The organism is Planomonospora algeriensis, from assembly GCF_977012225.1.
Genome location: NZ_CDRNDK010001033.1, coordinates 1 through 646 on the forward strand (window position 1 = coordinate 1; position 646 = coordinate 646).

Annotated in this window: 2 protein-coding genes; both read left to right on the forward strand. The window is 75.4% G+C overall.

Going from position 1 to position 646, the window contains the following annotated elements; genetic code table 11:
* Nucleotides 1–336: hypothetical protein (locus ACWJ6R_RS37625; protein WP_449066750.1), on the forward strand; the 336-nt coding region annotated here is incomplete at its 5' end.
* A gap of 85 nt (nucleotides 337–421) precedes the next feature.
* Nucleotides 422–646: hypothetical protein (locus ACWJ6R_RS37630; protein ID WP_449066751.1), on the forward strand; the 225-nt coding region annotated here is incomplete at its 3' end.

The following is a 646-nucleotide window of genomic DNA, read 5'->3' on the forward strand; positions in this document are numbered from 1 at the left end:
TCCGGCTGGGCGGCTGGCTCCCCTTCCCCGGCGGCCGGCGGCGAGCGCGGCGGCGCCGCGCCACCGGTACGGCCGGTCGGCGCCGACGGCGTGCAGCGGATCGACGTGTGGGCGACGGACCGCGGCTACCGGCCCGGGATCGTGACCGCCCGCGCGGGGGTGCCCACCGAGATCTCCTTCCGCCTCGCCGGGACACCGGGCTGCACCCGGTCGCTCACCGTCGACGGCCGCGACGTGGCACTGCCCGCCGTGGTACGGCTCGCCCCGCGCCGACCGGGGTCGCTGCGCTACGTCTGCTCGATGGGGATGTACGTCGGCTTCATCACCTTCCACTGAGAAATCCCCGAGCAGAAGAGGTGATTACGCTCCGCTGTCGATCCGTCGCATGCGAACCTGTGGCTTGGCTGCGAGGAGGTTGGACATGGGGTGGTGGCCGGACGACCCGGAGACGACCACGGCGGCGCTGGTGCCCGCTCCCCGGGGCACCGGGCACGACGCTCCGGACGGCGCGGGTGGGGCGGACGGCGTGTGTGGAACGGGTGAGACGCGCGGCGCGGAGGAGGCGGACAGCGCGGACGGCGCGGTCGATGAGGCGGTTCTGCTGCGGGCCGCCGAGGAGGGCGACGCGCGCGCGCGCACCTGCTCG